General features: G+C 67.9%; 24 protein-coding genes. 11 read left to right on the forward strand and 13 right to left on the reverse strand.

Translation table 11 applies throughout. From position 1 onward, the window contains the following. Window positions 1-48 precede the first annotated feature (48 nt). Window positions 49-777, forward strand: coding sequence for a polysaccharide deacetylase family protein (locus ACIA49_RS16020; protein WP_396377915.1), 729 nt, complete (start codon window positions 49-51; stop codon window positions 775-777). Here ACIA49_RS16020 and ACIA49_RS16025 read toward each other — a convergent pair. Together ACIA49_RS16025 and rpe are read right to left on the reverse strand one after the other, a co-directional pair. Then, the gene (locus ACIA49_RS16025; RefSeq protein WP_396377916.1) at window positions 774-1565 is read right to left on the reverse strand and encodes an HAD-IIA family hydrolase; all 792 of its coding nucleotides are present in this window, start codon (window positions 1563-1565) and stop codon (window positions 774-776) included. The two genes, ACIA49_RS16020 and ACIA49_RS16025, sit on opposite strands and share 4 nt — an antisense overlap. Further along, the gene (gene rpe / locus ACIA49_RS16030; RefSeq protein WP_396377917.1) at window positions 1562-2224 is read right to left on the reverse strand and encodes a ribulose-phosphate 3-epimerase; all 663 of its coding nucleotides are present in this window, start codon (window positions 2222-2224) and stop codon (window positions 1562-1564) included. Before rpe ends, ACIA49_RS16025 begins: the two co-directional genes overlap by 4 nt. 89 nt (window positions 2225-2313) lie before the next feature. Here rpe and ACIA49_RS16035 point away from each other — a divergent pair, with 89 nt between their 5' ends. Then, window positions 2314-3162, forward strand: coding sequence for an oxidoreductase (locus tag ACIA49_RS16035; protein ID WP_396377918.1), 849 nt, complete (start codon window positions 2314-2316; stop codon window positions 3160-3162). Then, complete coding sequence (locus ACIA49_RS16040) at window positions 3162-3764, forward strand: TetR/AcrR family transcriptional regulator (protein WP_396377919.1); 603 nt, start codon at window positions 3162-3164, stop codon at window positions 3762-3764. Before ACIA49_RS16035 ends, ACIA49_RS16040 begins: the two co-directional genes overlap by 1 nt. A gap of 28 nt (window positions 3765-3792) precedes the next feature. Here the strand turns inward: ACIA49_RS16040 and ACIA49_RS16045 are convergent, their stop codons facing one another. Beyond that, complete coding sequence (locus ACIA49_RS16045) at window positions 3793-4641, reverse strand: NAD(P)H-binding protein (protein WP_396377920.1); 849 nt, start codon at window positions 4639-4641, stop codon at window positions 3793-3795. A 77-nt stretch (window positions 4642-4718) separates the two neighbouring features. On the opposite strand from ACIA49_RS16045, the gene ACIA49_RS16050 reads away from it, so the two are divergent. Next, window positions 4719-5429 (forward strand): TetR/AcrR family transcriptional regulator, encoded by a 711-nt coding sequence (locus tag ACIA49_RS16050; protein WP_396377921.1) that lies wholly within the window; start codon window positions 4719-4721, stop codon window positions 5427-5429. Here ACIA49_RS16050 and ACIA49_RS16055 read toward each other — a convergent pair. The 6 genes from ACIA49_RS16055 to ACIA49_RS16080 all read right to left on the reverse strand — a co-directional run bounded on the left by ACIA49_RS16055 (window position 5423) and on the right by ACIA49_RS16080 (window position 10997). Then, complete coding sequence (locus ACIA49_RS16055) at window positions 5423-6142, reverse strand: cobalt-precorrin-6A reductase (RefSeq protein ID WP_396377922.1); 720 nt, start codon at window positions 6140-6142, stop codon at window positions 5423-5425. The two genes, ACIA49_RS16050 and ACIA49_RS16055, sit on opposite strands and share 7 nt — an antisense overlap. After that, complete coding sequence (cobM, locus tag ACIA49_RS16060) at window positions 6139-6879, reverse strand: precorrin-4 C(11)-methyltransferase (RefSeq protein WP_396377923.1); 741 nt, start codon at window positions 6877-6879, stop codon at window positions 6139-6141. The genes ACIA49_RS16055 and cobM overlap by 4 nt, the downstream gene beginning before the upstream one ends. Then, window positions 6876-8066 (reverse strand): precorrin-6y C5,15-methyltransferase (decarboxylating) subunit CbiE, encoded by a 1191-nt coding sequence (gene cbiE, locus ACIA49_RS16065; protein ID WP_396377924.1) that lies wholly within the window; start codon window positions 8064-8066, stop codon window positions 6876-6878. The genes cobM and cbiE overlap by 4 nt, the downstream gene beginning before the upstream one ends. Continuing rightward, the gene (locus tag ACIA49_RS16070; RefSeq protein WP_396377925.1) at window positions 8056-8439 is read right to left on the reverse strand and encodes a TIGR03618 family F420-dependent PPOX class oxidoreductase; all 384 of its coding nucleotides are present in this window, start codon (window positions 8437-8439) and stop codon (window positions 8056-8058) included. The genes cbiE and ACIA49_RS16070 overlap by 11 nt, the downstream gene beginning before the upstream one ends. A gap of 63 nt (window positions 8440-8502) precedes the next feature. After that, window positions 8503-10101, reverse strand: a complete 1599-nt coding sequence (locus ACIA49_RS16075; protein ID WP_396377926.1) for an ABC transporter permease — start codon at window positions 10099-10101, stop codon at window positions 8503-8505. Beyond that, window positions 10098-10997, reverse strand: coding sequence for an ATP-binding cassette domain-containing protein (locus ACIA49_RS16080; protein ID WP_396377927.1), 900 nt, complete (start codon window positions 10995-10997; stop codon window positions 10098-10100). Before ACIA49_RS16080 ends, ACIA49_RS16075 begins: the two co-directional genes overlap by 4 nt. A gap of 74 nt (window positions 10998-11071) precedes the next feature. On the opposite strand from ACIA49_RS16080, the gene ACIA49_RS16085 reads away from it, so the two are divergent. Further along, window positions 11072-11572, forward strand: a complete 501-nt coding sequence (locus tag ACIA49_RS16085) for a GbsR/MarR family transcriptional regulator (protein WP_396377928.1) — start codon at window positions 11072-11074, stop codon at window positions 11570-11572. Between the two features lie 42 nt (window positions 11573-11614). Here the strand turns inward: ACIA49_RS16085 and ACIA49_RS16090 are convergent, their stop codons facing one another. Both ACIA49_RS16090 and ACIA49_RS16095 read right to left on the reverse strand, forming a co-directional pair. Continuing rightward, a complete protein-coding gene (locus ACIA49_RS16090) occupies window positions 11615-13369 on the reverse strand; it encodes an alpha/beta fold hydrolase (RefSeq protein WP_396377929.1) in 1755 nt (584 codons plus the stop codon). 214 nt (window positions 13370-13583) lie between these two features. Next, window positions 13584-14267: an NBR1-Ig-like domain-containing protein gene (locus ACIA49_RS16095; protein WP_396377930.1), complete on the reverse strand. Its 684-nt coding sequence runs from the start codon at window positions 14265-14267 to the stop codon at window positions 13584-13586. 165 nt (window positions 14268-14432) lie between these two features. Between ACIA49_RS16095 and ACIA49_RS16100 the strand changes: the two genes are divergently transcribed. From ACIA49_RS16100 to ACIA49_RS16110, 3 genes are all read left to right on the forward strand, one after another. Next, window positions 14433-14912: a CHAP domain-containing protein gene (locus tag ACIA49_RS16100; protein ID WP_396377931.1), complete on the forward strand. Its 480-nt coding sequence runs from the start codon at window positions 14433-14435 to the stop codon at window positions 14910-14912. A gap of 119 nt (window positions 14913-15031) precedes the next feature. Continuing rightward, on the forward strand, window positions 15032-15724 hold the full coding sequence (locus tag ACIA49_RS16105) for a CHAP domain-containing protein (RefSeq protein ID WP_396377932.1): 693 nt from the start codon (window positions 15032-15034) through the stop codon (window positions 15722-15724). 215 nt (window positions 15725-15939) lie between these two features. After that, on the forward strand, window positions 15940-19890 hold the full coding sequence (locus ACIA49_RS16110) for a glycosyl hydrolase family 18 protein (RefSeq protein WP_396377933.1): 3951 nt from the start codon (window positions 15940-15942) through the stop codon (window positions 19888-19890). On the opposite strand, the gene ACIA49_RS16115 is transcribed toward ACIA49_RS16110, so the two are convergent. Then, the gene (locus tag ACIA49_RS16115) at window positions 19883-20614 is read right to left on the reverse strand and encodes an alpha/beta fold hydrolase (RefSeq protein ID WP_396377934.1); all 732 of its coding nucleotides are present in this window, start codon (window positions 20612-20614) and stop codon (window positions 19883-19885) included. The two genes, ACIA49_RS16110 and ACIA49_RS16115, sit on opposite strands and share 8 nt — an antisense overlap. 28 nt (window positions 20615-20642) lie before the next feature. Beyond that, window positions 20643-21692 carry a LacI family DNA-binding transcriptional regulator gene (locus ACIA49_RS16120; RefSeq protein ID WP_396377935.1) on the reverse strand — a complete coding sequence of 350 codons (1050 nt, stop codon included), beginning with the start codon at window positions 21690-21692 and terminating at the stop codon, window positions 20643-20645. A 77-nt stretch (window positions 21693-21769) separates the two neighbouring features. On the opposite strand from ACIA49_RS16120, the gene ACIA49_RS16125 reads away from it, so the two are divergent. From ACIA49_RS16125 to ACIA49_RS16135, 3 genes are read left to right on the forward strand one after another with little or no spacing between them, the layout of a single operon-like run. After that, the gene (locus tag ACIA49_RS16125; RefSeq protein ID WP_396377936.1) at window positions 21770-22705 is read left to right on the forward strand and encodes a carbohydrate ABC transporter permease; all 936 of its coding nucleotides are present in this window, start codon (window positions 21770-21772) and stop codon (window positions 22703-22705) included. Continuing rightward, window positions 22686-23555: a carbohydrate ABC transporter permease gene (locus tag ACIA49_RS16130; RefSeq protein WP_396377937.1), complete on the forward strand. Its 870-nt coding sequence runs from the start codon at window positions 22686-22688 to the stop codon at window positions 23553-23555. Before ACIA49_RS16125 ends, ACIA49_RS16130 begins: the two co-directional genes overlap by 20 nt. Before the next feature lie 10 nt (window positions 23556-23565). Beyond that, window positions 23566-24858 carry an ABC transporter substrate-binding protein gene (locus ACIA49_RS16135; RefSeq protein ID WP_396377938.1) on the forward strand — a complete coding sequence of 431 codons (1293 nt, stop codon included), beginning with the start codon at window positions 23566-23568 and terminating at the stop codon, window positions 24856-24858. The last annotated feature ends 67 nt before the right edge of the window (window positions 24859-24925 follow it).

Here is a 24925-nt window from a genome sequence, read left to right on the forward strand (position 1 = left end):
GGGTGAGGGTGGGCGGGTGGAGTGAGGCCCACCCGCCCTGGGGGATGCATGGAGACTCGACTGACGCGCACCGGTCAGCGGTTGACCGGGCTGGCGATGATGGTCGCCGTCAGTGCGGTGATCGGAACGATCGTGGTGGCTGCGGCGCGTCCGCACACGCAGCCGACACCGCCTCCTGCCCCGGCCGCGGCTGCACCGGTTGAGGCGCCGCTGCCCGCGAAGTACGTCGTACTGACGTTCGACGACGGACCTGATCCGGCCTACACGCCGAAGGTGCTCGAGATCCTGGCGAAGTACGAGGCGAAGGCGACGTTCTTCGAGGTCGGGAAGAATGTCGCGAAACATCCCGAGCTGACCAAGGCGATCCACGCGGCCGGGCACAGCGTGCAGAACCACACGTGGGTGCACGCCGACCTGCGGCACCAGACCGCTGCCGGGTTCCGGAAGCAGGTCGGCGACACCGACGCAGCGATCCGGTCCGCGGCCGGGATCACGCCCAGTTGCCTGCGACCGCCGTACGGCGGAGTGAGTGCGACCGTCCGGCAGCGGGCGAAGGCGCTCGACAAGGAACTGGTGCTGTGGACGATCGACTCGCGGGACTGGTCGAAGCCGGGGGTCCCAGTGATCGAGAAGCGCGTGCTGGGTAGCGTGAAGAACGGGTCGGTGATCCTGATGCACGACGGCGGCGGGAACCGTAGTCAGACGCTGGCCGCGCTGCCCAGCATCCTGGAGAAGCTCAAGGCGCAGGGCTTCGGCTTCCGCACCCTGTCCTGTTAGGTGAGTGCGTCGATCAGCGGTACGACGTCGGCGATGGACTCGACGATGCGGGTCGGGCGATACGGGAAGCGGTCGACCTCGTGCTCACCGGTCGACCCGGACAGCACGAGCACACTGCGCAGCCCGGCCTCGAGACCGCTGATGATGTCGGTGTCCATCCGGTCGCCGATCATCACCGCGGTCTCGGAGTGCGCACCGATCCGGTTGAGGGCGCTGCGCATCATCAGCGGGTTCGGCTTGCCGACGAAGTACGGCGCGACGCCGGTCGCGCGCGTGATCAGGGCCGCCACCGAACCGGTCGCCGGCAACGGGCCCTCCTGCGACGGACCGGTCGGATCCGGGTTGGTCGCCAGGAACCGCGCACCATCGGCGATCAGCCGGATCGCCCTGGTGATCGCCTCGAACGAATACGTCCGCGTCTCCCCCAGTACGACGTAGTCCGGCGCACGCTCGGTCAGCACGTACCCGATCTCGTGCAGGGCCGTGGTCAGCCCCGCCTCGCCGATCACGTACGCCGTACCGCCGGGGCGCTGGTCGTCCAGGAACTGCGCCGTGGCCAGCGCGCTGGTCCAGATCGCGTCCTCGGGGATATCGATGCCTGCGGCAAGCAATCGGGCCCGTAGGTCGCGCGGGGTGAAGATCGAGTTGTTGGTCAGCACCAGGAACTTCTTGCCCGACTTCTGCAAGGTCGCGATGAACTCGGCCGCCCCCGGGATCGCGCGCTCCTCGTGCACCAGCACGCCGTCCATGTCGGTCAGCCAGCTCTCCACCGGCTTGTGCTCGCTCATTCGGCTGCCCCTTCGGCGAGACCACGGAGTTTCTCGACCATCGCGTTCGGGTCGTCGGCGGCGTACACGGCCGAGCCCGCGACGAACACATCGGCACCGGCCTCGGCGCACCGCTCGATCGTCTCGACCGACACACCACCGTCGATCTCGATCCACAGGTCGAGGCCGTGCTTGACCAGCAACTCCTTGGTCCGGCGGATCTTCGGCACGCAGACGTCCAGGAACTTCTGCCCGCCGAACCCGGGCTCCACGGTCATGATCAGGATCATGTCCAGCTCGGACAGCATGTCCTCGAAGGGCTCGATCGGTGTCGCCGGCTTCAGCGCCATCGCCGCCCGTGCTCCCTTGGCCCGGATCTCGCGCGCCGTCCGGATCGGCGCCCGGCACGCCTCCACGTGGAACGTCACGCTCGACGCGCCCGCCTCGACATATCCAGGGGCCCAGCGATCGGGGTCCTCGATCATCAGGTGCAGGTCGAGCGGAGTGTCGGTGGCCTTCGCCAGCGACTCAACGATCGGCAACCCCAGCGTCAGGTTCGGCACGAAGTGGTTGTCCATGACATCGACATGCAGCCAGTCCGCGTTCGACACGGCCGCCGCCTCGTCCGCCAGCCGGGCGAAGTCCGCGGACAGGATGCTCGGCGCGATCTGAATCCCCATGCCGTCAATCTACCGACATCACCCGGCCCGCACAGAATCCTGATTCGACGCTTCGTTGACTAAAATCTACATAGTGTAGAATTTGCGTCATGGAGAAGCAGAAGTGGTTGATCACCGGCGTCAGCAGCGGACTGGGACGCGCCTTCGCCCAGGCGGCCCTGAGTGCTGGACACACCGTCGTCGGCACGGTCCGTTCCCAGGACGACCTGCGGGATTTCGAAGCGCTCGCGCCCGGGTCGGCGTACGGAAGGGTGCTGGACGTGACCGATGACGACGCGGTACGTCGGGTGGTCGCGGAGGTGGAGGAGAGCGTCGGCGGTCTGGATGTTGTCGTCGCCAACGCTGGTTACGGCTTGGAGGGCACGCTCGAGGAGACGCCCCTGGGTGAGGTACGCCGCCAGTTCGAGGTGAATGTGTTCGGGGTGGTCGCGACCCTGCAGGCGGCGCTGCCGTTCATGCGTCGCCGTCGCCGCGGGCATCTGATGGCGGTCACCTCGATGGGCGGGTTGATGGCAGTGCCTGGGATGTCGGCGTACTGCGGGTCGAAGTTCGCGGTCGAAGGCATCCTCGAGGCCCTGGGCAAGGAGGTCGCGCAATTCGGGATTCACGTGACGGCGATCGAGCCGGGCTCGTTCCGGACCGACTGGGCTGGCCGCTCGATGACCCGCGCGGAACGGTCGATCGACGACTACGACGAGCTGTTCGCCCCGATCCGGGAGGCCCGAATGAAGGCCGACGGCAACCAACTGGGCAACCCAGCCAAGGCAGGCGAGGCCGTCGTCCGGATCGCAGCGCTGGAGCAGCCGCCGAGCCATCTCGTGCTGGGTTCGGACGCCCTGCGCCTGATCGCGGCCGCGCGCACCGCCGTGGACGACGAGATCCGCGCCTGGGAAACACTCTCCCGTACGACGGACTTCGCAACCGGCGCCCAGCTCTGATGCCCAGCCGGACCCGACGCGGCGGCGAACGCAAGGGCGACTTCCGTGAACGCGCGATCCTCGACACCTGCGAGACCTTGCTCGCGCAGACGGGCTACGAGGCGATGACCGTCGGCGACATCGCCGACGGCGCCGGCATCACCCGCGGCGCCCTCTACTTCTACTTCGGCTCCAAACAGGAAGTAGTCACCGCCTTGGTCGCCCGAACCGTCGAACACCTCTGGCAACGCTCACAGGTCGCAGCCACCACCGAGGACCCCCGCCAAGCGATCAGCGCTGCGATGCAACGCACCGTAGAGCTCTGGACCGCCCACGGCCTGGTCATGCGGACCGCCATCGACCTGTCCCGAACCGTCCCCGAGATCGGCCAGCTCTGGAACCACACCGCCGAGCTCTTCATCACCGCCATCACCGCAGTGCTGGAACGCGCCGGCATCCCCACTGGTCCCCAGCCAGACCAGGCCCCGGCCCTGGCTCAGTCCCTCTGCTGGATGATCGAACGAACCTTCTACCACGCCTCCCAATCCCCCGAAGACACCCTCCAAGCAGCCTCCTCAACGTGCCAACACATCTGGCAAACCACCGCCCGCCTCACGACCTGATGCAGCCAACTGCTGGTTCCGGGGCGGGTCAGCCTGCGAGTTCGGCCTCCAGCACAGCCCGGAGGTCCATCGGACGTCGACCGAGGAGCTCACCCAGGGCCGGATCGACGGTCGCGAACTCGCCGCGACGACTGGCCTGAAAGATGCCGAGCGTCAGGTCGACGACGAACGGCGGCAGGCCTTGGGCGAGCGCCTGTTTTCTCCACTCCTCGTCGTCCATCACCACGCGGACGATCTTCTTCCCGGTCAGGTCGGAGGCAATCGCCGCCGCATCGGCGAGGTCCAGTGCCGCTGGCCCGGTGAGCGCCGGAGTGATGCCCTGCAAGCGATCCGGCTCGGTCAACGCGATCACCGCAGCATCGGCAAGATCCGGATGGGCGGTCCAGGACACCGGACCGTCTTGCGGAACTCGCAGCTCGCCGGTCTCGAGCGCCGTGCGGAGGTGCCAGGCCGTCGTACTGGCGTAGAAACCGTTGCGGAGTGCGGTGAACGACACTCCCGCGTCGGCCAGGTGCTGCTCGGTCGCCGCATGCCCTCGGGTGGCGAGGAACAAGGAATCCGGCTTCGCGCCCATGTGGCTTGTGTAGAGAATGCGTCCGGCGCCGGCCTTCTGCGCCGCCTCGATCGCTGCCTGATGGGGTGCCGGATCCGCCGGCCCGGACACGATCAGCACCTGGCTCGCCCCTTCGAAGGCGTGCGCCAGCGCACCGGGATCGTCGAAGTCGGCGCGTCTGGCCCGGATCCCCCGCGCCGTGAGCTCCGCGGCCCGCTCGGGATCCCGCACGCTGACCCCCAACTCCACCGCGGGCATCCGCTCCGCCAGCCGCTCCACCACTGCCTTGCCCAGCCGCCCGGTCGCGCCGGTCACAATGATCATCTGCCACCTCCGTTATCGTCGCTAACAATTTCAAGCTATCACTGTTAACACCATTCGCCAACCGCTACCGTTGACCCGTGGAGCGACGCCGGCAGGACGACGACACCCGGGACCGGATGCGGGAGAAGATCGTCGGAGAAGCGACGAAGCTGCTCGCCGCGGGCGGGCGCGACGCCGTCTCGACCCGCGCGGTCGCGACCGCGGCCGGGACGCAGGCGCCGACCATCTACCGCCTGTTCGGCGACAAGGACGGCTTACTGGCCGCGTTGCTCGACCACGGATTCACCGCGTACCTGGAGGCCAAGCCGCCGGTCGACCCGGACGCCGACCCGCTCGTCGAGCTCCGCGACGGCTGGGATCTGCACCTCGACTTCGGGCTGACCAACCCAGCCCTGTTCGCGCTCATGTACGGCGAACCCCGCTCGACCCCCCGGCCGGCCGCAGCCGAGGCAGGCATCGAGATCCTCCGCGACCGAGTCCGCGCTCTCGCCACCACCGGCCGCCTCGCCGTGCCCGAGGACCTGGCCGTCCAGATGATCCACGCAGCCGGCTCAGGCCTCGTCCTCGCCATGCTCGCCGTCCCCGCGGACCAGCGTGACCCGCAGCTGTCCGATGCCATGTTCAGTGCGCTGGTCGCCGCCATCACCACCGATGACGTCGCTCCGACGCTTGACGGTCCAGTCCCCGCCGCCAACGCGCTCCGCGCTCAACTGGCGGACCTCGACGTCCTGACGCCGGGCGAGCGTCAGGTCCTCGACGAGTGGCTTGCCCGCATCACTGGTCAGTAGCTGCGCAACCAGTCGGCTGCCGCGGCAATCGACTCCACCACGGGTACGCCGGTGGGCGAGGGTGGGCGTTGGATCAGAACGACCGGGACCTGAAGTTGGCGCGCTGCGGTGAGCTTTGCTGCGGTCTGCGGACCACCGCTGTCTTTGGTGACGAGCACCTCAATGTGGTGCTCCCGGAACAACGCGAGTTCGGCGTCGACGGCGTACGGGCCGCGGTCGAGCAGCAGCGTGCACCAGGTCGGCTCCGGCTCGGGCGGGTCCACACAGCGCGCCAGCGTCCACAGGCCGGTGCCGGCAAACGCAGCTAGCCCCTGACGACCGATCGTGAGAAGCACACGCTGTCCCAACGCCGGAAGAAGCGCAGCCGCCTGATCCGACGTCTCCACCCAGTGCCAGTCATCTCCTGACCCGGCGGTCCAGCCCGGCCTGCGCAGTACCAGTAGCGGTACGCCGACTGCGCGGGTGGCTTCCACCGCGTGCTCAGTCATCGTTGCGGCAAAGGGATGCGTAGCGTCGACAACCGCATCCACCTGGTTCTCGGTCAGCCACTGCGCCAAGCCGGACGCCCCACCGAAGCCACCGACTCGGACCTCACCCTCAGGCAGTCGCAGCTCCCGGGTCCGACCGGCCAGCGACGACACCACCTCGAAGTCAGCCAGCTGCCCTGCCAGCTCACGCGCTTCTCCGGTACCGCCGAGCAGCAGGACCTTCATCGTTCCCGCGTTGTCGAGTACAGGTGGCTGTCGCGGAACTCCGTTGCTGCGAGCACCTTCCCCACCACGATGACCGCCGTACGGCGAATGCCCGCTGCCTGCACCTGCTGCGCGATGTCGGCCAGCGTCCCGCGCAGCACCTCTTCGTCGTCGCGTGATGCACGTACCACCACGGCGGCGGGACAGTCCGCGCCATAGCTCGGCAGAAGCTCCGCCACGACGCGGTCGATCTGCTGCACGGCCAGGTGCAGGACGAGCGTGGCGCGGCTCGCACCGAGGGTCGCGAGGTCCTCACCTGCCGGCATCTTCGAGGCTCGTCCACTGATCCGGGTGAGGATCACCGTCTGCCCCACCTCTGGCACGGTCAGCTCCCGGTTGAGCGTCGCCGCGGCCGCGGCATACGCCGGTACGCCGGGTGTGACGTCGTACGGGATGTCGAGTGCGTCGAGCCGGCGCATCTGTTCAGCCATCGCGCTGAACACCGACGGATCGCCGGAGTGCAGGCGCGCGACGTCCAGACCGGCGGCGTGGGCGGCGGCGAGTTCAGCGATGATCTGGTCGAGGTCCAGATTGGCCGTGTCCACCTTATGCGCCCCGACCGGGCAGTACTCGAGGAGCTCGACCGGTACCAGCGCACCGGCGTACAGGCAGACCGGCGAGGCGGTGATGAGGTCACGCCCCCGCACGGTGATCAGGTCGGCAGCACCCGGTCCGGCGCCGATGAAGTGCACAGTCACTTCGTCACACTCCAGATCGTCACCGGCATCGCCGGACGCCAGCCGGTCATCCCGCCCACCTTGGACGCGCGCTGCACGTCAAGCCGCACCAGGTCACCGCCCAACTCCTTGTACCACTGGGCAATCAGGCTCTCGGTCTCCAGCGTCACGCCGTTCACCACCAAGCGTCCACCCGGCCGCAGCGCCGCCCAGCACGCCTTGATCATCCCTTCGGCCGTCGCACCGCCGCCGACGAAGATCGCATCCGGTTGCTCAAGCCCGTCGAGCACGGCCGGTGCGGCACCATGCACCACTGCTGCCTTGGCCCCGAGTGCAGCGACGTTCCGCTCCAACCGCCGTACCCGCTCCTCGTCACGCTCAATGGCGATCGCACGGCAGGTCGGGTGATGCCGCGACCACTCGATCGCGATACTGCCCGCTCCCCCACCCACGTCCCACAACAGCTGGCCCGGCACGGGCGCGAGCCGCGACAGCGTCACCGCACGCACCTCACGCTTCGTCAACTGCCCATCGCTCTCGTACGCCGAGTCCGGCAGCCCCGGCGTCGTCGACAGCACCGGTCCGTCCGCACACAGCACCCCGATGACGTTGAGCGGGTCCACGTCACCAGCCCACTCGGCAGCCGTCGTACCGGTCACTCGCTCTCCCGGACCGCCCAGCTGCTCCAGCACTGTCAACTCACTCGCCCCGTAGCCGCGAGCGACCAGCAGCGCGGCCACCTCACCCGGAGTCCGCGCACCCCAGCTCAGAATCACCAGCCGCCGTCCCGGCTGCACCTGTGGGTGCACCAGCTCAGTCGGATACCCCACCAGGCTGACCACCTGCACCTGCTCCTGCGCCCACCCCAGCCGCGCACACGCCAGCGAAACACTGGACGGATGCGGAATCACCCGTACGGCGTCCGCCCCCAGCAACCGCACGAGCGTCGTACCGATCCCGTGGAACGTCGGGTCTCCACTCGCCAGCACACACACCCGCCGGCCGCGGTACTCCGCCAACAGCCCCGGCAACGCCTCGGACAACGGAGACGGCCACGCCCGGCGTTCCGCCGTACCGTCCGGAACCAGGCCTAGCTGCCGTGCGCTCCCCATCAGCACATCAGCTTTTGCGATCGCCTCCTGAGCAGCAGGTGACAGCCCAGCCCAGCCGTCCGCCCCGATGCCGACGACAACGATCTCAGCCCCCATTGCCGAGCACCTTGGTCACAGTGATCTCCAGAACGACCCGCTGCGGATTCACCCGCGGCTCCTTGTACCGCCGCGCATACCGCCGCTCCGCGTCCCGCACCCGCTCCGGCTCGTCCACCACCACCGCACGCCCTTCCAGCGTGCTCCACCGCCGCCCGTCCACCTGAGTGACCGCAACCGCCGCACTCCCCAGCCGCCGAACCACCCGCGCCTTGTACGACGTCCCCGAGCAAATCACCCGAGCCACCCCCGCCTCGGGGTCGATCGTCACCCCCACCGGCGTCGCATGGACCGACCCGTCCCCCCGGACCGTGCTCAGCACCCCCAGATGCCGCTCACTCCAGAACTCCACCAACCGCTCAGTCCACAACACCCAGCGATCGTAAACAGCAAGGCCCGCCCGACAACCGGGCGGGCCTCGGATCGCACCAAAGGGCTAGCCGATGTCGCGGCGGCGGAAGGTGGTTAGGCCCAGGGCTAGGAGCGCGGCGGCAATGGCCGTTAGGGCTAGGACTGGGGTGGTGGTGAAGGTGCCGCCGGGGAGGCGGGGGGTGTGGCCGTAGGGGCTTAGGTTGATGGCGGCTTGGGGGAGGTTGAAGAGAGCGCCGAACTGGCCCAGGAGCAGGAAGAGGCCGTAGAGGGCCCAGGCTGCGGTGACCAGCTTGGGGGCCAGGCCGAAGAGGGTTACTACGAGGGCTGTGACCAGCCAGATGGCGGGGAGCTGGACTGCGGCGGCGGCGAGCATGCGGGGGACTTGGCGGCCGACGTTGCCCAGGGAGGCGCCGCTGGTGAGGCCGGAGCCTAGGCCGGCGATGAGGATGAGGGCTGCGGTGCCTAGGAGCGCCATCAGGACGTGGCTGGCTAGCCAGCGGGTTCGGGTGACGCCGGTGGCCAGGAGGGGTTCGGCGCGGAGGGCTGTCTCTTCGGAGCGGAGGCGGAGGGCGGCTTGGATGCCGTACGCCGAGGCCAGGAGGCCGACCATGCCCATTTCGGTGGAGAGGAAGGCGTCGGTGATCGCTTGGACGCCGCCGAGCTTCTGGACCATTTCGCGAGCGCTGTCGCTGGTGACGAAGCCGTCGACGTTGCTGGCGATGTTGCCGACCAGGAGGCCGAGGAGGAGGAACGCGAAACCCCAGCCGTACAAGGAGCCTCGGTGCAGCCGCCAGGCCAGGGCGAGTGGTGAGCGGAGCGATGGTGCGGCGACGGCGGGGCCGGGACGCGGGCGTACTAGGCCGGCGCCGACGTCGCGGCGGCGGATCAGAGCCAGCGCACCGGCAACCAGGGCTGCGAGGCACACGAGCGGCAGCAGTACGACGACGTACCGGTCGCCCGCGTACGCGCGGATCTGCTGGGACCAGCCGATGGGCGACAGCCAGGAGACCCACTCGGACTTGCCGTCGGCAGAGGAGTCGCCGATCGCGCGGAGAACGTAGGAGACGCCCAGAGCGATGGCGGTGAAGCCGTTGGCGGTTCTGGCGCCTTCCGTGAGTTGGGCGACCAGTGCGCCGACACCAGCGAAGGACAGCCCGGCTGAGGCCCAGACGAGGCCGAAGGCGAATGAGCCACCAGCGGGGAGACCGACGCCGATGAGGACCAGTGCGGTCAGCAAACCCAGCACTACAACGGTTCCGATGGAGACGATCAGTGCTGCGGCCAGAGCGGCGTACCGGCCGAGGACTCCGGCGCTGAGAAGCTCCAGCCGACCGGACTCCTCTTCGGAGCGCGTGTGGCGGACTACCAGGATCGAGGCGAGCAGTCCGACCAGTACGGCGCCGAACGCGGTCAGCTTGAACAGCGAGAGCTCCCCGAGCGAGGTCTCGTCGAAGATGCGACCGTAGAGCGACACCAGGGCCGGGGACGCGTTGGTCGTCCGAGCAGCCTCGACGCGGGATGCGACCTCGGGGTAGAGGTCGATCGAGGCCTTGGCCGAGCCTGCGGCCATCACCACGAACACGGCGATCCAGGTCGGGATCAGAACCCGGTCACGCCGCAGGGCGAGCCGGACCAGGGTTCCAGTGCCTACGAAGTCACTCATGAGACAGCCACCGAGTCATCCTCGTAGTGGCGCAGGAACAGCTCTTCCAGCGTCGGCGGCTGTGCCACCAGGCTCTTGATGCCGCTGGCGGCCAACTGCCGCATCACCGCATCGAGCTGGGCAGTGTCGACCTCACAGTGGACGCGGTTGCCCTCGACGTCCAGTGAGTGCACGCCCGGCAGCGAGGCCAGTCCGTTGGGCGAGGCCGCCAGCTCCGCCTGGATCGACGTACGGGTCAGGTGACGCAGGTCGGCCAGCGTGCCGGTCTCGACGACCTTGCCGCGGCGGATGATGCTGATCCGGTCGCAGAGCGCCTCGACCTCGGAGAGGATGTGGCTGGAGAGCAGGACGGTACGGTCGCGCTGCCGCTCCTCCTCGATGCACTGCCGGAACACCTCCTCCATCAGCGGGTCCAGTCCGGAGGTCGGCTCGTCCAGGATGAGCAGTTCCACGTCGGAGGCGAGTGCCGCGACCAGTGCGACCTTCTGCCGGTTGCCCTTGGAGTAGGTGCGGCCCTTCTTGGTCGGGTCCAGGTCGAAGCGGCGCAGCAGGTCGTCACGCTTCTTCGGGTCCAGCCCGCCGCGGAGCCGGCCGAGCAGGTCGATCACCTCGCCGCCGGTCAGGTTCGGCCAGAGGTTGACGTCACCGGGGACATAGGCCAGCCGGCGGTGCAGCTGGGCCGCGTCGTGCCACGGATCGCCGCCGAGCAGCGACACGTCGCCCTCGTCCCCGCGCAGCAGTCCGAGCAGCACCCGGATGGTGGTGGACTTCCCGGCGCCGTTCGGGCCCAGGAATCCGTGCACCTCGCCGGTGGCGACCTCAAGGTCGAGACCGTCGAGGGCGTGCGTCGCGCCGTACGACTTGTGTAGTCCGGAGACCACGATGGCTGATGTCATGATTCATAACGTACACTTCATTCAGAATTTTGTGAATCTTCCGAATTGCGTGGCCGGGAGGGGATGATGGGCTGGTGAGTGCACAACGCGACGACGAGGCGGTCCGCCGGTACGCCGAGCAGTTCGGGAACCTGCTGGCCGACACGGGCTGGCCGCGGATGGCCGGCCGGGTCTTCTCCGCCATCCTGGCCAGCGAGGACGGCCGGCTGACCGCGGCCGAGCTGGCCGAGCAGCTCCAGGCCAGCCCCGCGGCCGTCTCCGGGGCGGTCAACTACCTGCTCCAGCTCCGCCTGGCCACCCGCGAACGCGAGCCCGGCAGCCGCCGCGACGTGTACGTCATCCAGGACGACGCCTGGTACCAGACGATGATGACCGAGGACCAGTCCCTGCTCCGCTGGTCCGCCTCGCTGCGCAAGGTCCTCGACGCCTCCGGCGAAGGCACCCCCGCCCACTACCGAGTGCGGGTCTCGCTAGCTTTCATCGACTTCATCAGCGGCGAGGTCAAAGGCCTCAGCGAACGCTGGATGGCCCACAAGGCCGAGCTCGACGCCGAAATCAAAGCCGAGTACCAGTAGAGCGGGCCCGGCGATCACGCCGGGCCCGCTCAACAACAGCAACTACCGCAGGGTGCCGGCGGCGATGGTGTCGAGCGCCTGCTGGAGCAGCGGGTTCACCTTCTGCGAGCCGGCCTTGGAGCGCGGCAGATGGACGGCATTGCCGTCGACCGGGCCCCTGACGGGGTAGACCGACAGCTCGGCCGGTAGAGGCGTCGTACCGCAGACCTTGTCGCGAGCAGGCAGTTCGCCGGTGAAGACGAAGGTGTCGCCGATGGATTCGGCGCAGGCGGACGCGGAGCCGACGTACTGGCCGTGCTGGCCTTCGTCGTCGATGGCGACGAAGCGGGTGGTCCTGGCGGTGTCCTGGTGGGTGCGCAGGGAGCCCTCGTACGCCGTTGCCGGGTCGAGCTCGCCCTGGATCATCAGCAGGCGCGGGGAGCCGGTGAGGTCCAGCTTGCGGTCCTGCGGCTTGTATTTCCAGAAGGCGCACATCGGTACGCCGTTCAGGTAGCCGAAGAAGTCATACTTCTTGGCCATCTTGTCGGCCTCGGCCAGGTAGAACTTCGGATCCTTGTTCCACGCGGTGTCGTTGCAGCGCACCGTCGTACCGATGGCGCCGAGGTTGTACGGCTCGTCGCTGGCCGGTGACTCCAAGGCAGCCGCGCGGGCGTCGGCCAGGACGGAGTGGACCGAGTCGGTGCTGACCGCTGCGGCTGCGGCGGCCGAGGCGGCCGGAGTCACGCCGTACCGGGCACGCAGGGCGGCGAGGGTGTCGAAGGCCTGCAGCTCGGGCGAGAGCCGGGCCCACGCCTTGTCGACGTGCCGGAGTTCGATCGCGCCGGAGGCGGACGGGTCCTTGGTGTACTCGTCGTGGATCAGGATGTCGGCGGTCGCCCGGATGAAGCGGACGTTGCCGTAGATGGTGCTGTAGATCGTGCCGTCCAGGTCGTCACCACGCACGGACGACGTACCGGCCTTGACCAGCTTCACCAGGTCGGCGCGGATCTTGTTGTACGACGCTGTCACCGCGCGCGGCGTGGATCCGAGCCCCTGGATCTGATCGGCGTGCCGGGCGATCCACGGGAAGAGCTGCGTGTCGCGGCGGCGCTGGCCGGAGAACGGGTCGAAGTTCACGTTGTCCCACTGGGTGTGGGTCCAGTCCATGTTCGAGTCGATCACGAACCGGCCGACGCGCTGCGGGTAGGTGTCGGCGTACCAGCCACCGAGCCAGGTGCCGTAGCTGTAGCCGATGAAGTTGAGCTGGCGGGCCTTGAACAGCGCGCGCAGGAAGTCCATGTCGTAGACGGTCTGCTGGCTGCTCACGAACTGACCGAACTCCGTTGCTGCACAGGCCTCAGCCTGCAGGGCGGCCTCGGCCACCTCAACCTTGTGCGTCTGCCGGGTGCGCTCCTTGTAGTCTGGAGTGGTCGGCAACGCGGCCAGCTTCTCAGTGGTGGTGATGCACTGCAACGGCGTACTGGCTCCGAACCCACGCGGGTCGAAGCCGAGCTGGTCGAAGTCGGTGAACAGCTGGGTCTTCTCCGCAGCCAGCGCAGCCGACAGGCTCAAGCCAGCACCACCAGGTCCACCGGGGTTGGTGGTCATCAGGCCCTTCGACTTACCGGTGGCCTTGCTGTAGGCAATAGCGACCTGTACGTCGGGATGCGCGTCCGGGTGTGCCCAGTCCATCGGCACATTCACCTTGGCGCAATTGGTGGTCGGCGCCTGCGGGTACAAGCGCTTGACCGCGGCATCGAACGAGCAGACCGACCATGTGATCGGCTGGTCGAGGTACCGCTGCGGAATGGACGGCACCGGCGGGTCCACAGGACCTCTGGCCGGGCGAGCCGCCGAAGCCGAGCTGACGGCCAGCTGTGGCACCACAAGCGCCACTGCCAAGGCCATTGCGATCTTGCGAGGACGGATCACTGTTGGCTCCTGTTGTCCGGGCGGGGATTGCAGGAAAGCAGCAACGTATGCCGGACAGACCACCGATGACCAGGCACTAAAGGCAGTGCAAGGGCATTCCCTAGAGGTCGTAGACGGTGAAGATCGTGCAGTAGACCGGCGGCGACTCCAGACCGGGGTAGTACAAACGCCCGGCATCATCAGTAATTTTGAAGTACGCCGTCGACGCCCCGACCTGGGACGGCGCCTGCAACTGCATCTTCACCACCACTACCTCGCCCGGCTCCGCATCCGGCACCCGCTCGCGCGCCGGCGACCGCAGCCAGCCCGGAGCGCCGGCAGCGCCCTGCCGGGTCAGCCACCGGTCCCGCCACGGCCGCTCACCGCTGTTGCGAATCTGCCAGGTCTTCTCGAAGGACTCGTCCCGGCAGACCTGTGTCCCGTCCGGAACCGTCTCCCCCACCAGCTCGGCCCGGTCCTCCGGATGGTGGTCAGCCGGTACGGACCCACCGAGTGAGACCGGCTGCACGTGCCGCCGCAGGTCCCGTTGCGACATGTCCCGATCAGCCCGTACGGCGGCGTCCAGCTCCATCAGCTGGTTGACCAGAGCCTGCCCCGCGCCGAACGAGGCGTCGTACCACTCGGTCAGCTCACGGCTCGGTTTGGTGTGCCCACGCTCCACCCGGGACAGGTGTCCCTTGTCCCAGCCGGACATCACGGCGGCCCGGGTCAACGGCACGCCAGCAGCCTCCCGGAGCTCTCGCATCCGGCTGCCGATCACAAAGCGAGCCTGCGCTGGCCTCACGACGCCATCCTGCCCTTGAGGTTAGTAACCTACATACATTCTAAGATGATGGTTTTCATTTTACGGTTGCCTACTGCGACAACGTGATCACGCCCTGATTCTCTTCGGGTAGGAGCGAATTCGCCAGCCACACCGCCCCTCCCATCGCAGCGAAAGGCACTCATCATGAGATCTTTCCTTGTTCGCGCCACCCTGTCCGCCCTCCTCGGCGGCGCCGCCCTGCTCGGCGCCGGCCTGCCGGCCACGGCCGCACCGACACCCGCACCGGCGTCCGCACCGGCCGCCATCTCCGCCGCACCGCAGGCGCGAGCCGACGACGCGATCAACTGGTTCGCGTCCCGCAACGGCTCGACGGCCTACCAGGGCTACTGCGAGAAGGCCGTCGAGAACGCCTACGGCCGGACCGGCATCTACGCCTCCGCGATCGCCAACTGGAACGACGCCGTACGGCGGGGTGCCGCGCACCGCGGTGACCTGAACCCGCCGAAGGGCGCGCTCGTCTTCTGGAACATCAGTAGCTACGGCCATGTCGGCCTGGCGACCGGTGACGGCAACTTCTGGGCCACCAGCGTAAACGGCCGGATCGGCAAGGCCCGCCTGCCGTACTTCTCCAACTACCTGGGCTGGGCACAGCCGAACTTCTGAGCCTCCCGGCGGGCCGTCCGGCATCCCCGCCGGGCCGGGCGGCCCGTTGCCCACTGCGACAACGGCATCACCCTTTGATTCCCTGCGAGTGAAGCACTCTCCCAGAAGGGAACACCCTCATGCGGACCGCCCTCATCCGTACCGTCTCCCGCATCACCACCAGCGCCCTCCTCGGCGGCCTCGCCGTCACCGGCGCCGTCGTCCTGCCCGCTCACGCCGCGACCGGCACGGTCGTCACCGACAGCGGCTCCGGAGTGACCATCCGGTCCGGCAACGCCACCAGCTTCGGCTCCGTCGGCACCCAGCCGAACGGCGCGGTCGAGATCGACTGCCAGATCTACGGCGAGCCAGTGACCGGCAAGTTCGGCCGCAGCCTCGTCTGGGACCACGTCCCGGGCAAGGGCTACATCTCCGACTCCTACGTCAACACCGGCAGCACCGGCCTGGTCGCACCGCTGTGCACCGAGAACCCGCGTGCCGACAAGGCCATTGCCTGGTACGCCGCTCGCAACGGCTCGACCGCGTTCCAGGGGTACTGCGAGATGGCTGCGGAGAACTCCTACGGCAAGACCGGCATCTGGGCCTCGGCCAAGGCGGACTGGAACGACGCTGTCGCCCGCGGCGCCGCCCACACCGACCTGAACCCACCGAAGGGCGCACTGGTCTTCTGGGACCTCGCCGCCCCCTACGGCCACGTCGGCGTCGCCCGCGGTGACGGCTACTTCTGGGCCACCAGCGTCAACGGCAAGATAGGCCTGGCCAAGCTCCCCTACTTCAACAGCTACCTCGGTTGGGCCTACCCGAACTTCTGAGCCCCCGAACCCCGGCTCCTGGACGCGCGCACCGCCCCGCGCGCGTCCAGGAGCCTTCCTTCGCGCCCGGTGACGACCACAGAGTTCGGGATTTTCGAACGTTCGAAACCGTAGGTTCTGCCCGGAGAGCGCTTTCTGCTCCGAAACCCTTCATTACGGTGCGTGCAAACGCTCTCATCGTGAGCGCATTGCCCGCCCCGACGAAGGAATCCCAGATGAGCACACGACGCTCACGACCGTTGCACCGCCGGAAACCGCCCGGCCTGCTGATCGCCCTCGTGACCGCGATCGCCGTACTGCTGTCGAGCACCGGCATCCGGCCCGCCCTGGCCGGGCCCACCGCCGAGGACCAGGTCGTCACGCACAACTTCGAGAACCCGGCGCTGGCCGCCGAATACGTCCGGCAGTTCGACGAGATCAAGGCCAAGGGCCAGAAGCTCAGCCAGGCGCTGGAGGAGCGGACCAAGGGTCACCTCCAGGACGTGATGCCGAACCTGCGGTACATCGAGTTCGACGCCGAGACCAAGGTCGAGGGCACCGTCGCGACCATCGTCATCAAGGCGCCGGACGCCGTGGTGGACGCCACCTGGTGGCAAGGCGCACTGATCGTCGCCGGCTCCATCCTGATCGGCGTCGGTGCCGGCGCGGCCTGCGCGTACGCCGGTGGTCCGGCGACCGTGTGCGCGGGCGTCGGCGGGTTCATGGGCGAGTTCGTGAACGGCGCGCTGACCCAGTGGGCCGACGGCAAGCTCGGCGACGCCGACGAATGGGCCAACACGATGGCCAAGTCCATCGCGGCCGGCCTGACGACGTTCGCCATCGCGTGGGCCGGAACCGCCGAGGCACTCGCCTGGTACAAGGCGACCAGCGCCTCGATCATCCGGTTCGTCCGGACCGTCGAGGCCTTCTTCGGGGGCCACGCCGCCGGCGACGCGCTGGCCGGAATGCTGGACACACTCGAGCGCTACCTGCCGAGCTACCTGCGCAGCGCGAGCTCGGCGAACGGCGTCTGCCGCGAGCCCGACGGCAACACCGAGCCCAGCGGCTGGGCTCCGCTCGGTCAGATCGTGATGGCCGCGCAGGGTGCCCAGACGAGGTTCATGGACGTCGACGGCGACCGGGACGTCGATCGCGCCGTCACGGTCCAGGGCCGGCTGTACACCTGGCAGAACGCGGGCTGCGGCTCCGACGGCAGGCGCGTCTGGCTGCCGATCGGTGACACCGCACCGGCGAGCGCCCGGCAGACGCCGAAGCCGGCGTTCTTCGGCGACCTCGACGGCGACGGCAAGGACGACCTGGTCAACTTCCTCACCAGCGCGGAGTCGGGCACCGGCTTCGCGGCGATGCGGGTCTGGCGCAACGAGTCCAACGGCAAGGACGTCCGCTGGGCGAACCCGGTGATCGTCGCCAACGACCTCGGGTACGTCGGCAATCCGGTCTTCGCCGATCTGGACGGGGACAAGGACGACGACATCATCATCCCGGACCGCCTGAACTTCCTCACCGCCTGGCGCAACACCACCACCGGCGGACTCCCGAAGCCGGGCAACTGGAGCAAGATCGACGGCTTCACCCATCCGGCCGAAGGACCGACCGGCTCGGTCTCCTATCCCGACATCAACGGTGACGGCAAGGCCGACGTCGTGGTCGTGCGGTACACGACCGGTGACGTGGACGCCTGGATCAACCTCGGCAGTGGCTGGGGCGACACCAAGACCAAGGCGAACAAGGCGACCGCCGACGGCGGCTGGAAGTCGCTCGGCCGGATCCGCGCCGGCAACGCGTTCGGCGGTACCGTCGGCGACTTCGGTGACCTCGACGCCGACAAGGTGTCCGACTTCCTGCTCTACAACTCGACCTCCCAGGGCGTCGACGGCTGGCTGCTGCCCAGCGACATCGCAGCGGCCGCGAACGGGGGTGTCGGCGACCCGATGGAAGCCCATCCCGGCGGCGACGACGGCGGCACGCGTCCAGGTGCGAGCGGCGACTGCAGGCCGGATGGTCTCGCGACCACGGCCGGCGTGGCAACGCCGTACTGCAAGGTCTATCAGAGCGACGGCCGGGAGTGGCTCGGGCAGGGTCGCGACCGCAGGGTCGTTGCCTACTTCAACGGTGGGCGCACGGGTGCCGACGGCACGCCGCACTACCTGGTGAAGAACATCCCGTGGTCGAAGGTCACGCACATCAACTACGCGTTCGCCTCGGTCGAGGCGAACAAGATCTCGGTCGGCGCGGCCGGTCCGACCAACCCGGCGATCGGGATGGAGTGGCCCGGTCAGCCCGGTGCCGAGATGGACACCTCGCTGCCCTACAAGGGCCATTTCAACCTGCTGACGAAGTACAAGCGCCTGCACCCGCGGGTGAAGACGATGATCTCGGTCGGCGGCTGGGCCGGGTCCGGTGGCTTCTACTCGATGACCACCAACTCCGACGGTTCGGTCAACCAGGCGGGGATCAACACGTTCTCGAGCTCGGTCGTGGACTTCCTGCGGACCTACGGGTTCAACGGGGTCGACATCGACTTCGAGTACCCGACGGTCCTGGACGACACCGGCAACCCGACCGACTGGGGTACGTCCAACCCGCGTCGCAAGGGTCTCCCGGCGTCGTACGCGGCCCTGATGAAGACGCTGCGCGATTCGCTGAACCGCGCATCTGTTGCCGACGACAAGTACTATCTGCTCACCTCGGCCTCCACCGCCTCCGGCTACCTGACCCGCGGGATGGCCAACCAGACCGCGTTGGACTACCAGGACTTCACCAACCTGATGGCCTACGACTACCACGGCACCTGGAACGACGTCGTCGGTCCGAACGCCGCGTTGTTCGACGACGGCAAGGACCCGGAGCTGGCCGACCTCTACGCGACGCCCGAGTACGGCGGGATCGGCTACTTCAACACCAGTTGGGCGATGAAGTACATGCGCGGCGCATTGCAGGCCGGGCGGGTCAACATCGGCATCCCGTACTACACCCGCGGCTGGAAGAACGTCACCGGCGGCACCAATGGCCTGTGGGGTAACTCGAAGAAGCCGGGTGGTTGCGAACCCGGGACCGGTATCAAGCGTCCGTGTGGTGACGGCGCGATCGGGATCGACAACATCTGGCACGACGAGACGTCCAACGGCGGTGAGCTCGGCTCGGGCACGAACCCGCTCTGGCACACCAAGAATCTGGAGAAGAACATTCTCCCCAAGTACGCGCCGAACGTCGGGCTCAGACCCGGCACCGACGAGGCCGACCGGATCTCCGGCCAGTACAACAGGTTCTGGGACAACACCACCAAGACCTCGTGGCTGTGGAACGCCGACAAGAAGGTGTTCCTGTCCACCGAGGACGAGCAGGGCATCGACGCGGTCACCGATCTCGTCAAGTCCACGGGCGCCGGCGGCGTGATGATGTGGGAGCTCGGCGGCGACTACGCCTGCCCGGCAGTCGTGGACGCGCAGCACCCGTGCGGCATGGGCTACACCCTGACCACGCGGCTCAACGAGAAGCTCGGCAATTCAGGTGCCTCAGACAACAGTCTGCGGACCGGAAGCACCGGTACGGCGCCGACGGTGACCGCGAACATCAGCGTCGACATGGTGAACTACCCGACCGAGACGGCCAAGCTCTGGCCGTTGACGCCGACCGTCCGCATCACCAACAACACCGGGCGCACGCTCGGTGGCGGCAAGGACACCAAGCTGTCGTTCGACATCCCAGCCTCGACCTCGCCCCTGGTCAAGGACGTCAACTGGCAGACCGGTGCCCAAGGCGGTCAATGGCAGCTGACCCCGGGATCGCCTTTCCACCGGATCACCACGACGCTGGACTACTGCCAGATCATCCCGGCCGGGAAGACGCTCGACCTGCCGATCATCTACTACCTCCCGATCACCGGCCCCGTGAACACGAGCCTGTCGATCGGAGGAACGCCGTACGCGCCGGTGACCGACAACCTCAAGGGACTCGGTACGGCGACCCCACCCGCCGGCGGATGTAGCGCCGGCAACTGGGACTCGACCAAGGTCTACGACCCGACCACCCAAGCGGTGGAGCAGGTGACCGTGAAGTACAACGGCAAGGTCTGGAAAGCCAAGTGGTGGACCCAGAACAATGCCCCAGGGACCGGGCCCGACCCCGACCACGAGCCCTGGAAACTGATCGGCCCGGCTAGCTAGCCTCCATCCGATCCAGCCAGTCGGCGACCAGTGCGTGGTAGAGCGCTGGTCGCCGTACTGGTAGGTCGTGCTCTTCCTGATCCAGTACGGCGTACGTCGCGGTCGGGTAGTCGTCGATCAACCCCCACGCATCGGCGTACCCGGTGATCGTGTCCTGGCGCCCGGCCACGATCAGCGTCGGCCGCTCGAACAGTACGGCGGGATCGTCTGCCAGCGCGTAGGTCTTCGGGTCGGACTGGATCCGGGCGAGGAAATCGAGGTCGGCAGACCGCTCGGCCGGGTCGTAGTACAGGTCCTGCTTGGTCTGCGACGCGGCGGCGTACGACGGCGTCCGGCGAAGGTAATCATCCGTCGGAAGGGTGCGCGCGGTCCGGTCGGCGATGACGCCGGGGACGCGGAGCAGCAAGCCCAGCACGCGCGCCGGGTCGCGCTTGATCAGCCCGCGGGCGTGCAAAGCACCGGCGGAGGTGCCGGCAACGGCGTACTGGTCGCTGCCGAGAACCTCGGTGATGGTCTCCGCGATGGCGTCGAGCATCCCGTCCTGGTCGGTGATCGACAGATCGCCGGGACGACCGTTGGTGCCGGGTGGGTCGATGTAGATGCGACGCCAACCGGCGCGGTCGGCGAAGACCGGCTCGTGGGCGGCTTGGGTCTCGCCGTTGTTGCCGCCCCAGCCGGGCAGGAACACGATGGGTCGGCCGGTGCCGATGGATTCGTAGAACACGGGACGACCCTATCCAGGCACGGTGCCATCAGCGAGGCTTTCTCTTCGGAGCAGACGGCGGCCGCTCCCCTGAACCGCGCTGAATCAGAGCACACGGCAGTACGATCCGTTGCGGCGGCCGGCGATCGGCGCCGGAGGCTCGGTCGAGGAGCAGCCGGGCAGCGCTCCGGCCGAGCTCGGCGATGTCGGACGCGACGACCGTGACCGGGGTCGGCAGCATGTCCGCCAGCCGGAAGTCGTCGAACCCGACCACGGCAGGCTCGAGCTTCAGCTCGCCCAGCGCCCGCAGTACACCTTCGGTCAGGAAGTTGGTGGACGCGAAGATCGCCGTCGGCGGATCGGGCCGCAGCATCAGCTCCCGCGTCGCCTTCTCGGCGGACTCGGCGTTGCCCTCGGGCAGCTGCACCACCAGCGACTCGTCCACGTCCAAACCCGCGGACCGGTGCGCACGCCGGAAGCCACGCAACCGCCGTCCGGTCGTGTAGTACGACGGCGCCAGCAGAATCGCGATCCGCTGATGACCCTGCGTCAGCAAGTGCTCGGTGGCCAGCCGCCCGCCACCTTCGTTGTCGACCATCACGATGTCGGCCTCGATCCCGGTCGCGGGCCGGTCCACGAACACGACCGGTACGCCGGCGCTCGCCAGGAACGCGTGATCACCCTGGTCCGGCACGATCATCAGGCCGGCGACCTGGCGGCTGACCAACTCCTGGATCGCCCGCTTCTCCCCCTCCGGATCCTCGTCCACACTGCCGAGGACGACGGCGAACCCGGACTGGCCGGCGACCTCCAGCGAGGCCTTCGCGATCGTCGCGTAGAACGGGTTGGTCAGGTCACCGAGCACCAGCGCCAGGCTCGAGGACTTCTTCCCCGGCCGCAGCGCGCGGGCGACCTCGTTGCGCTGGAAACCGAGCTCGTCGATCGCGGTCCGGACCCGCTCGGCCGTCTCGTCCCGGACTCCGTGCCCGCCGTTCACCACCCGGGAGACCGTGCCGAGCCCGACGCCGGCCCGCCGGGCCACGTCGATCATCGTCGGCTGCCGGGCGGTCCCGGACTGCGTTGGAAACGTTTCGGACACAGGGTTGACTTCCTTTTCCCGACACGGCATCGTCACACCACAGTAAAACTTGGAAACGTTACCGTCCAGGAGGCCGGATGAATGAATCCCGCCGTCGCGCCCGGGGCGGCCTCAGCCGCGGTGCCGGGTCCGACACAACGGCGGCGTACCTGTTCATCGCCCCGGCGATCATCGGGTTCACGGTGTTCGTCGGATACCCGCTGATCCGCTCGTTCTATCTCGCGCTGACGAAGTACAACGGCCTGTCCGATCCGGTCTTCGTCGGCCTCGGCAACTTCCGCCGGCTCTTCACCGCCGACCCGGCCTTCTGGCCGGCCTTGCGCGCGACCGGGTACCTGGTGGTCCTGTACGTGCCGCTCTCGCTCGTACTCGGTCTCGCGCTGGCGATGTTCTGCAACCAACGCTTCCGCGGCGTCCGGATCGTCCGGACGCTGGCCTACCTCCCGGTGGTCCTGCCCGCGGTCGCGACCATCACACTCTGGAAGTTCATCCTGAACCCCCAGGTCGGGCTGCTCAACACGGTGCTCGACCGCCTCGGCCTGCCGACCAGTCTCTGGCTCCAGAGTCCGACGATGGCGATGCCTTCCGTCGTACTGATGATGTTGTGGGGCGTCGGCGGCACGATGATCATCTTCCTGGCCGCGCTCCAGGCCGTCCCGACCGAGCTCTACGAGGCGGCCAAGGTGGACGGCGCCGGTCCGTGGTCGGCGTTCTTCCGGATCACGGTGCCGACGATCAGCCCGATCATCCTGCTGCAGGTGATCCTGCAGACCACCGCGGCGCTGCAGACGTTCAACCAGCCCAAGATCCTGACCAACGGCGGCCCCGGCTTCAGCACCAGCGTGCTGATGCTGTCGATCTACAACAACGGTTTCCCCAACCTCGGCCGGATCCCCCAGCTCGGCTACGCCTCGGCGCAGGTGTGGGTGCTGTTCGTGATCATCATCGTCGTCATCGCCCTGGCCGCGAAGTTCACCTCCCTTTGGACCTACAGTGACAACACTCCCGACTAGCCGCCCGTCGCGCCGTCTGGCCGGTACGACGGCCTGGTACGTGACCGCCTTGTTCGTCGCGGCCGTGATGATCGTGCCGCTGCTCTGGATGATCACCATCGGCCTGAAGAGCGGGTCGGCGGTCTTCGAGATCCCACCGCGGTTGCTGCCGCGCGAATGGACCTGGCGCAACTTCATCGACGGCCCGCAGGCGATCCACTTCCCGCGGCTACTGCTCAACTCCACCATCATCACCGCGCTCAGCGTGCTCGGTGGCGTGATGACCGCGATGATGGCCGGTTACGCGCTGGCCCGGTTGCGGTTCCCCGGCCGGAAGGTGTGGTTCTACCTGTTCGTCGGCAGCATGCTGCTGCCTGGTGTGGTCGGGCTGATCCCGCTGTTCCAGATGTACAAGACGATCGGCTGGTACGACACCTGGCTGCCGCTGATCGTCCCGGCGTTCCTGGGCGGGAACCCGCTCTTCATCTTCCTGGCCCGCCAGTACTTCCTGGCCATCCCGTACTCGATCGACGAGGCGGCCAAGATCGACGGCGCCGGGCACCTGCGGATCTTCACCCAGGTGATGCTGCCGCTGACCCGGCCGGCCTGGATCACGATGGCGATCCTCGCCTTCCAGGCCTCGTGGAACGACTACCTGAACCCGCTGGTCTACCTCTACTCCTCCGGCAAGTGGCCGCTGTCGGTCGGCATGGCCGCGTTCATCTCGCCGTTCGCCGGCAAGACGCCGGACTGGAGCTACTACATGGCCACCAACCTGCTCTACATGCTGCCACCGCTGATCCTCTTCTTCGTCGCGCAGCGCTACTTCATCCAGGGCCTCGGCTCGCTCGGCAGCACCACCCAGAAATGAGGGACATCTCGTGAAGACCAAGCTCATCGGCGTGGCCGCCCTGGCCTGCGCCGGGCTGCTGACCACCGCGGCCTGCGGCGGTTCGGACTCCGGCTCCAGCGACGGCCCGGTCACCGTCACCGTGATGACGTGGGAGTCGACCCAGACCAACGCCGTGATCAAGAAGGCGCTGGCCGAGTTCAAGGACGACAACATCAAGGTCGAGCTGCTCGACACCCCGAGCGGCCAGTACGGCGACAAGCTGTCGTCGCTGACCCAGGCGAAGAAGCTGCCGGACCTGTTCTGGTGCGGTAACGACACCGAGCAGCAGTACACCCAGCAGGGTCTGCTGGTGGACTGGAGTTCGAAGCTGAAGGACGGGGACTTCGGCGCGGACAAGTTCGTCCCGTCCGCGATCGCGAACTGGACCACCGCCGACGGCCAGATGGGCGGACTCCCGTCCCTGATGAACACGTACGGCGTCTGGTACAACGCCGACGCGTTCACCGCCGCCGGGGTCACCATCCCCAAGGGCGGCTGGACCTGGGACGAGATGTACGCCGCCGCGGTCAAACTGACCGGCAAGAACGGAGCGAAGTACGGGCTGGTCGCCGATCAGCTCACCGGACCGGACGGCCCGTTCACGATGAGCATGTACGCCGTCTCCGCGGGTGGCGCGCCGTTCACCGACGACGTGAACCACCCGACCAAGGCCGAGGCGGACGCCAAGTACACCGAGGGCGTGCAGAAGCTCGCCGACGCGGTCAAGAACGGTTCGGTCTCCCCACCCGGGTACGACGCCGCGAACGCGCAGTCGCTGTTCGCGGCCGGCAAGATCCCGATGATGTTCGGCGGACAGTGGCTGGCCGCCGGATTCCAGGTCGACAAGCCGAAGGTGAAGTACGGCTTCGCGCCATTCCCGCAGGTCACGACCCCCGCCACTCTGTACGACTCGGTCGGGATCTGCACACCGCAGTACACGAAGAACCAGGACTCGACCTTCAAGGTGCTGCAGTACCTCAACACCAAGGTGTGGGACGCCGTACTGCCGCAGTCCCCGGTCGCTCCCCCGGCCTACACACCCGCGCAGGCCAGCTACTTCGACGCCCTGACCAAGGCCCAGCAGAGCACTGTCGTCGACACCGTCAAGGCCGACCTGGCCGCCGAGAAAACCGTGGGCGTCCGCTTCACCACCCAGTGGGCCCAGCAGGTCGGCGACCTCACCACCGCCGAGTACACCCCGATCCTCAGCGGCAAGAAGCCGGTCTCCAACCTGTCCACCTACGTCGACAAGATCAACGCCCTGATCAAGTCCGGCGGCTGACCAATTTCGCTGCCTAGCCACTCCCGTTGGGGGTTCTGCACTCTGGTTATGAGTGCAGAACCCCCAA

Source organism: Kribbella sp. NPDC051587 (genome assembly GCF_044453945.1).
In the GTDB taxonomy this organism is placed as follows: Bacteria; Actinomycetota; Actinomycetes; order Propionibacteriales; family Kribbellaceae; genus Kribbella.

What these genes read in the sequence shown, in the direction of transcription:
- ACIA49_RS16020 (WP_396377915.1), top strand. Translation starts at nt 49, where the DNA reads ATGGAGACTCGACTGACGCGCACCGGTCAGCGGTTGACCGGGCTGGCG.
- ACIA49_RS16075 (WP_396377926.1), bottom strand. Translation starts at nt 10,101, where the DNA reads ATGAGTGACTTCGTAGGCACTGGAACCCTGGTCCGGCTCGCCCTGCGG.
- ACIA49_RS16100 (WP_396377931.1), top strand. Translation starts at nt 14,433, where the DNA reads ATGAGATCTTTCCTTGTTCGCGCCACCCTGTCCGCCCTCCTCGGCGGC.
- cbiE (WP_396377924.1), bottom strand. Translation starts at nt 8,066, where the DNA reads ATGGGGGCTGAGATCGTTGTCGTCGGCATCGGGGCGGACGGCTGGGCT.
- ACIA49_RS16045 (WP_396377920.1), bottom strand. Translation starts at nt 4,641, where the DNA reads ATGATCATTGTGACCGGCGCGACCGGGCGGCTGGGCAAGGCAGTGGTG.
- rpe (WP_396377917.1), bottom strand. Translation starts at nt 2,224, where the DNA reads ATGGGGATTCAGATCGCGCCGAGCATCCTGTCCGCGGACTTCGCCCGG.
- ACIA49_RS16040 (WP_396377919.1), top strand. Translation starts at nt 3,162, where the DNA reads ATGCCCAGCCGGACCCGACGCGGCGGCGAACGCAAGGGCGACTTCCGT.
- ACIA49_RS16110 (WP_396377933.1), top strand. Translation starts at nt 15,940, where the DNA reads ATGAGCACACGACGCTCACGACCGTTGCACCGCCGGAAACCGCCCGGC.
- ACIA49_RS16055 (WP_396377922.1), bottom strand. Translation starts at nt 6,142, where the DNA reads ATGAAGGTCCTGCTGCTCGGCGGTACCGGAGAAGCGCGTGAGCTGGCA.
- ACIA49_RS16125 (WP_396377936.1), top strand. Translation starts at nt 21,770, where the DNA reads ATGAATGAATCCCGCCGTCGCGCCCGGGGCGGCCTCAGCCGCGGTGCC.
- ACIA49_RS16035 (WP_396377918.1), top strand. Translation starts at nt 2,314, where the DNA reads ATGGAGAAGCAGAAGTGGTTGATCACCGGCGTCAGCAGCGGACTGGGA.
- ACIA49_RS16080 (WP_396377927.1), bottom strand. Translation starts at nt 10,997, where the DNA reads ATGACATCAGCCATCGTGGTCTCCGGACTACACAAGTCGTACGGCGCG.
- ACIA49_RS16105 (WP_396377932.1), top strand. Translation starts at nt 15,032, where the DNA reads ATGCGGACCGCCCTCATCCGTACCGTCTCCCGCATCACCACCAGCGCC.
- ACIA49_RS16025 (WP_396377916.1), bottom strand. Translation starts at nt 1,565, where the DNA reads ATGAGCGAGCACAAGCCGGTGGAGAGCTGGCTGACCGACATGGACGGC.